5 protein-coding genes are annotated in these 7,230 nt (G+C 72.4%); 3 read left to right on the forward strand and 2 right to left on the reverse strand.

Annotation, left to right across the window (positions count from 1 at the left end; genetic code table 11):
- From DI269_RS04705 to DI269_RS04715, 3 genes are all read left to right on the forward strand, one after another.
- Window positions 1-2,447: isoleucine--tRNA ligase (locus tag DI269_RS04705; protein WP_232822617.1), on the forward strand; the 2,447-nt coding region annotated here is incomplete at its 5' end.
- A 144-nt stretch (window positions 2,448-2,591) separates the two neighbouring features.
- Window positions 2,592-2,786, forward strand: a complete 195-nt coding sequence (locus DI269_RS04710) for a CopG family transcriptional regulator (RefSeq protein WP_157974766.1) — start codon at window positions 2,592-2,594, stop codon at window positions 2,784-2,786.
- Window positions 2,786-3,172 (forward strand): type II toxin-antitoxin system death-on-curing family toxin, encoded by a 387-nt coding sequence (locus DI269_RS04715; protein WP_112133967.1) that lies wholly within the window; start codon window positions 2,786-2,788, stop codon window positions 3,170-3,172. The genes DI269_RS04710 and DI269_RS04715 overlap by 1 nt, the downstream gene beginning before the upstream one ends.
- Window positions 3,173-3,178: 6 nt before the next feature.
- On the opposite strand, the gene DI269_RS04720 is transcribed toward DI269_RS04715, so the two are convergent.
- Together DI269_RS04720 and DI269_RS04725 are read right to left on the reverse strand one after the other, a co-directional pair.
- Entirely contained in the window at window positions 3,179-6,268 is a 3,090-nt protein-coding gene (locus DI269_RS04720) for a UvrD-helicase domain-containing protein (RefSeq protein ID WP_112133968.1), read from the reverse strand.
- Window positions 6,261-7,230: RecB family exonuclease (locus DI269_RS04725; protein WP_198667149.1), on the reverse strand; the 970-nt coding region annotated here is incomplete at its 5' end. The genes DI269_RS04725 and DI269_RS04720, both read right to left, overlap by 8 nt.

The following is a 7,230-nucleotide window of genomic DNA, read 5'->3' on the forward strand; positions in this document are numbered from 1 at the left end:
TCAAGCTCCTGGTGTGGACCACCACGCCCTGGACGCTGCCGTCCAACCTCGCCGCCGCCGTCCACCCCGACGTCGACTACGCCGTCGTCGCCACCGAGGACGGCCGCTACCTCCTCGCCGAGGCCCGCCTCGCCGCCTACGCCCGCGAACTCGGCGAGGGCCCCGAGGTCCTCGCCCGCTACAAGGGCGTCGACCTCGTCGGCCTGCGCTACAACCCGCCGTTCGACTTCTTCGCCGGACGCGAGAACGCCCACCAGGTGCTGGCCGCCGACTACGTCACCACCGAGGACGGCACCGGCGTCGTCCACATCGCCCCCGCCTTCGGTGAAGAGGACAAGGTCGTCACCGACGCCGCCGGCATCGAACCCGTCGTCCCCGTCGACGACTCCGGCAAGTTCACCGACGAGGTGCCCCCCTACGCGGGCGTGCACGTCTTCGACGCGAACAAGCTCATCATCAACGACCTCAAGGCCACCCAGCGCCTCCTGCGCCACGACACGTACAACCACAACTACCCGCACTGCTGGCGCTGCGGCTCCCCGCTGATCCAGCGCGCCCTCTCCGCGTGGTTCGTCTCGGTCACCAAGTTCCGCGACCGCATGCTCGAACTCAACCAGGAGATCGACTGGACCCCGGGCCACATCAAGGACGGCCAGTTCGGCCGCTGGCTCGCCAACGCCCGCGACTGGAACATCAGCCGCAACCGCTTCTGGGGCTCGCCCATCCCCGTGTGGGTCTCCGACGACCCCGAGTACCCGCGCGTCGACGTCTACGGCTCCCTCGCCGAACTCGAACGCGACTTCGGCGTGCACGTCACCGACCTGCACCGGCCCTACATCGACGAGCTCACCCGGCCCAACCCCGACGACCCCACGGGCAAGTCGGTCATGCGCCGCGTCCCCGAGGTCCTCGACTGCTGGTTCGAGTCCGGGTCCATGCCGTTCGCGCAGGTCCACTACCCGTTCGAGAACGCCGACTGGTTCGAGCACCACTTCCCCGGCGACTTCATCGTCGAGTACACGGCGCAGACGCGCGGCTGGTTCTACCTGCTGCACGTCCTGTCGACGGCCCTGTTCGACCGGCCCGCGTTCCGCACCGCCGTCGTCCACGGCACCCTCCTGGGCGGCGACGGCCTGAAGATGTCCAAGATGCTCATGAACTACCCGGACGTGCGGGAGTCCTTCGAGCAGTTCGGCTCCGACGCGGTCCGCTGGTCCCTCGTCTCGTCCCCGGTCCTGCGCGGCGGCGACATGCCCGTCACCGAGACCGGCTTCCGCGACGCCGTCCGCCAGATCGTGCTGCCGCTGTGGAACACGTGGTACTTCTACACGCTCTACGCCGGCGCCTCCGGGTACGAGGCGAGCCCCGAGCAGGCCCGCGCGACCGCGCTGGCGTCGGAGCACCGGCTCGACCGGTACCTGCTGGCGAAGACCCGCGAGCTGGTCGAGACGATGACCGAGGCGATGGACGGCTACGACCTCGTGGCCGCCACGGCCGCGTTCCGGTCCTACCTCGAAAGCCTCACGAACTGGTACGTGCGCCGCTCGCGCGACCGGTTCTGGGAGGGCGACGAGGCCGGGTTCGCGACGCTCGCGACGGCTTTGAAGACCGCGACCGAGCTGGCCGCGCCGCTGCTGCCGATGGTCGCCGAGGACATCTGGAAGGGCCTGACCGGCCGCCGCTCGGTGCACCTCGCCGACTGGCCCGACGCCTCCGACCTGCCCGCCGACCACGCGCTGGTCGAGGCCATGGACGCGGTGCGCGACATCGCGTCGGTGGGATTGTTCATGCGCAAGGCCCGCAAGCTCCGGGTGCGCCTGCCGCTGGCGAAGGTCACGGTGGCGACCCCGCACGCCGAGCGCCTCGCGCCGTTCGCGGACCTGCTCAAGGACGAGCTGAACGTCAAGGCCGTCGAGTTCGACTCGAACGTGGCGGCCTACTCGAAGTCCGACCTGAAGCTGGTCCCGCGCGTGCTCGGGCCCCGCCTCGGCAAGGACGTGCAGCGGGTCATCAAGGCCGTCAAGGCCGGCGACTGGACCGCCGAGAACGGCACCGTCACCGCGGGCGGCGTCGCCCTGGAGGACGGCGAGTTCGAGCTGACGATGGTCGCGGTCGACGCCGAGCACACCGAGGCCCTCCCGAACGAGGGCGGCGTGCTCGTCCTCGACACGGAGGTCACGCCCGAACTGGCCGCCGAGGGCCTCGCCCGCGACCTGGTCCGCGTCATCCAGCAGGCCCGCAAGGACGCCGACCTCGACGTCACCGACCGCGTCGCGGTCACCGTCGACGCCACGGCCGCCGTCCGCACCGCCGTCGAGGCCCACCTCGACTTCGTCAAGGCCGAGACCCTCGCCCTCGCCCTGACCTTCGCCCCCCTCCCCGACACCGCCACCACCGGCGATGCGGGAGAAGGCGAATCGGTCAAGGCCGCGGTGGTGAAGCAGTAGTCGAGAAGCAGTAGCAGTCAACCGAGTGGGGCCCGGCGAGCATCGTTCGCCGGGCCCCACGCTTGTCGGCGGTGAAACGCGAAGGCGAGAATGGTGGCATCGCTGGTATCATCGATGACACCAGACTGGAGGTTTGTCATGGCGATGACACTGCGTTTGTCCGACGAGGTCGAGACCCGGTTCCGCGAGGCCGCCGCCGAGGCGGGACTCTCGATGAACGGCGCCGCCGAGACCGCCATCGCCGAGTGGATGGAGCGGCAGGCCCGCGACCACGTCCGCTCGGTCGCGGAGGGCATCGCCGCACGCCACGCCAAGCTCATGACCCGGCTCGGCGAGTAGTGCCCCGCTACCTTTCGGCCGAGGAACTGGTCGAACTCGCGAGGATCGCGGCCGGACCGCAGGTCGCCGTCCGCGATCTCGGGCTGCTCGAGTCCGCGGCCGCGCGGCCGGGAACGGTCGTGTTCGGCACCGAGGCGTACGAGTCGCTGCTCGAGAAAGCGGCCGCGCTCCTGCATTCGGTCGTCTCGAACCACCCGCTCGTGGACGGGAACAAGCGCCTCGGGTTCCTGGCGGCGGCGACGTTCCTCGAACTGAACGGTGTGCGGCTGAAGCCCGCCGACCAGATCGAGGACCGCGCCTACGACCTCATCATCGAAGTGGCCTCCGGCGGGTTCGCGGAGGTCGCCAAGCTCGCCGAGCGCCTCGCGGACTTGATCGACGGCTGAGCGCCGCTAATTCAGGTCGGGCCACCAGGTGTGGTCCGAGGCGATGTAGTGGAAGGCGGTGCGGACCTCGGCTTCGTCGATGTCCTTGAGGCGGGCCCAGGCGCGTCGGTAGACCTTGAGTTGGAGGGCGGCGTGGGCGGCGGCCTCGCCTTGGGGCGGGCGGCCGGTCTTCCAGTCGACGATGTCGTAGCCGCCGCCGTCCCGGTGGCTGGGCTCTCTGAAGAACACCGCATCGATGCGGCCGCGCACCACGGTGCCCTCGAATTCGACGACGAACGGGACCTCCTGGGCGGCGATGCGGCGCTGCGCCCAGGCGGAGCCGCGGAAGGCGGCCTTGAGGCGTTCGAGGTCGGCCTGGTCGACCGCCTCGTCGGCGGCGCCGGGCAGGTCGGCGGGGTCGAAGAGGGTGCCGCCGCCGAAGAACTCCTCGACCCAGGAGTGGAACTCGGTGCCGCGCTGGGTGGCCGGGCGCGGCGGCTGCGGCATGGGGCGGCGGCGCTCGGCCGCGAAGCCCTCCTCGTCGGCGCGCATCGCCATCAGCTGCGAGGTCGACAGGCGCGCGGGGCGCGGCAGGCGCACGACCCCGGATTCGCGCTCGTCGCGTTCGGCCAGCAGCAGTTCGGCCTCCTCGCGCCACTGGCGCGCCAGCGGCCCCTCGCGGTCGGGCCCGGGCGAGGACAGGACGAGCTCGGCGGCTTCGGCGAACGCGGCCTGCCGGGATCCCAAGGGCGCCTTGGCCGGCCATTCGGCGGTCCGGGCCTGGTCTTCGAGCGGGTTCGACGGCCCCGGGTCGGTCCACACCGGGACGGCGGCGCCGGCGCTGCGGGCCTCCTGGAGGAACGGCGCGGGCTTGCGGGCCGAGCGGGCCTCGGCGTCCCACCAGTAGCCGCTCGCCAGGAGCGCGCGGCGGGCGCGCGTGAGGGCGACGTACGCGAGGCGGCGCTCCTCGTCGAGGCGGGCCGCGCGGTCGTCGGTCTTGAAGTCCTGCACGGCCTTCTTCACCTCGGCCGGGCTGTGGGCCTCGTCGAGGTACAGGACCGGGAGGTTCGCGGCGTCGCCCCGCAGCCCGTAGGGCAGGCGCGCCGCGTCCGACACCCACGTCGAGTCGCGCTTCACCGAGGTCGGCAGGATGCCCTCGCACAGGCCCGGCACCGAGACGACGTCCCACTCCAGGCCCTTCGCGGCGTGCACGGTCATCAGCTGCACCACCCCGCCGGCCGGGTTGGCGCCCTCCACGACCAGGCCCCGCTCGCGCTTGGCCGCCGACTCCAGGTACGACAGGAACCCGGGGACGCTCGCGCCGAGCGTGTCGTTCTCGTAGGACGCCGCGATGTCGGTGAACTCGTCCAGGTTGGACAGGTCGCCGTGGTGGAGCATGACCTCCACGTCGAGCCCCGAATGCGCGATCACGTCGCCGACCACGTCGGGCAGGCTCTGCCCGAGCCGGCTCCTGATCCAGCTCAGCTCCTCGTGGAGCTGCGCGAACCGCAGGTACCCGAGGGTCGAGTACCGTTCGGCCGCACCGGGGTCGGCGAGCGCGTCCGCGAGCGACGCCTCGGCCTCCACCCCGGCGTCGGGCTCGAATCCCCGCGAGTCGGGGGCGAGTTCGCGGGCGCGGGCCCACAATGCGGCGATGTCCCTCGGGCCGATCCGCCACCGGTTCCCCGCGAGCAGGCGCATGAGCGCGGGCCCGTTCGTGGGGTCGGCCGCGGACCGCAGCATCGCGACGGTCTCGGCGACCTCCGGGTAGTACAGCAGCCCGAGCGAGCCGACGACCTGCACCGGGAGGCCCGCGTTGGTGAGGGCCCGGTGGAGGGCCGGGATCTGGCGGCGCTTGCGGATGAGGACCGCGGCGGTCTCGTCCTCGCCGGGCCGCCACACCGCGGCGAGGCGCGCGGCGATCCACTCGGCCTCGTCGGCGGCGGTGAGGTGCATGGCCGCCTCGACCGCGCCGCGGCCGTGCTCGTCGTCGAACTTCGCGCCCACCGTCAGGGGCGGGACGGCGCCGGCGCGCAGCGGCTCGGACACCGCGTTCGCCGTCTCCAGGACCGCTTCGCGGTTGCGCCACGACTTCGTCAGGTACGCGACGTGCGCGTGCGCGCCGCTCGCGGACGGGAAGTCCTCGGGGAACCGCTGGAGCGTCCCCGCCGAGGCGCCGCGCCACGAGTAGATCGACTGGTTCGGGTCGCCCACGGCCGTCACGGGGTGGCCGCCGCCGAACAGGTCGCGCAGCAGCGAGACCTGCGAGAACGACGTGTCCTGGTACTCGTCGAGGAGCACGACCTTCCACCGGTCGCGCTCGGTGCGGATGATCTCGGGTGCGCCCGCGACGAGCTGCGCGGCCAGCGACAGCTGGTCGGCGAAGTCCATGACGCCGAGCTCGCGCTTGCGCCGGTCCCATGACTCGACCAGCGGCAGCAGCTGGTCCCGCTTGCGCCGCAGCGACATGAGGCTCCGGAACTCGTCGTTGAGGCGCGCCGAGGAGCGCTCTTCGAGCAGCTCGTACAGGTCGCGGTCGAAGCGCCGCAGGTCGGCGCCGTCCCGCAGGTGCTCGGCGAGCTGCTCGGCGAGCTGGAGCACCAGCTCGGTGACGCGGTCGACGCTGACGTCGAACTCGCTCATCTCGCCGTCCCACGCGCACACCAGGTCCCGCGCGAGCTGCCACCGGCCCGTGTCGGTGACCACGCGCGTGCCCGGCTCGATCCCGATGCGCAGGCCGTGCTCGCCGACCAGGCTCCCCGCGTACGCGTTGTACGTGGACACCGTCGGCTCGCCGTGCAGCTCCGAGAGTTCGGGCAGCGACTCGGTGAGGCGCCGCAGCTTGTCCCGCACGCGCGCGGCGAGCTCGGCGGCGGCCTTGCGCGTGAACGTCAAGCCGAGGATGTGCTCGGGCCGCACCACCCGGTTCGCGATGAGCCACACCACCCGGTCGGCCATCGTCGTGGTCTTCCCCGAGCCCGCGCCCGCGATGACCAGCAGCGGGTCCCGCCCGGCCTCGATCACCGCGCGCTGCTCCTCGGTGGGGGAGGGCTGCCCGAGCCGGTTGGCGAGCCCGACGGCCCCGAAGCTGCGGTTCCTCAGCGGTGCCTCATTCATCCGTGACCTGCCGTCCCTCGTCCGCGATCGGGCAGCAGTGCTTGACCGAGCACGTCTCGCACTTGCTGGTGTTGCGCGCCTCGAACACGTTCCCGGCCATGCGGTTCGCCGTGTCGGCCACGAGGTCCCGCGCCCAGTCCGGGTTCTCGGCCTCGCTCAAGGGGCCCTGCGGGCGCGAGGCCGCCTTGTCGCCCTTGGCGTTCGGGTAGACCAGCTCCGCGCCGCCCGGCTCGGCGCCCTCCGCGAACGCCCCCTCGGCGACCGCGAGCTGGTACACGCCCAGCTGCGCGTGGGTCTTCGCCTCGTCGTAGGTCGGCGGGGTCTTCCCGGTCTTCAGGTCAACCACGTACAGCCGCCCGTCGCCGTCGCGCTCCAGCCGGTCGATCTGCCCGGACATGACGACCTCGACGCCCGGCGGCCCGATCTCCAGCTTCACCCGGAACGACCGCTCGGCCCCGATGAGCTCCCGGCGGTTGGTGCTCAGCCAGGCCGCGAACCGCTCGACCGCGCCCGAGACGCGCCGCCGCTGTTGCTCGGCGTGCCACGGCGCCTCGAACGGCAGCCGGTCGAAGTGCTCGCCGACCACCTGCTCCATGACCGCCTTCGGGTCCGCGCCCGGATCGACGGTGACCGCCTCGGCCGCCGCGTGCAGGAGCGTCCCCAGGTGCCGCGGCAGCAGGTCGCCGTCGTCGGCGCCGTGCGATTCGAGGACCCATCGCAGCCCGCACTGCTGCGTGGTCTCCACCTGGGACGGCGAGATCCGGATCGTCTCGCCCGCCAAGGCGAGCGCCCGCTCGTCCGAGATCTGCGCGAGCCCCCACCACTTCGCCGGGTCCGCGCCCGGTACCCCGGTCTCGGCCAGGCGCCGCAGGCCCGCGGCGGCCGCGTCCCGCTCGGCGTGACCGGAGTCGACCACGGCCTCCCGCAGCCGCGCCGCCAGCGACGCGAGGCTCAGCGGCCGC

Origin of the sequence: Glycomyces dulcitolivorans, from assembly GCF_003265355.1 — a bacterium.
Taxonomy (GTDB): domain Bacteria; phylum Actinomycetota; class Actinomycetes; order Mycobacteriales; family Micromonosporaceae; genus Glycomyces; species Glycomyces dulcitolivorans.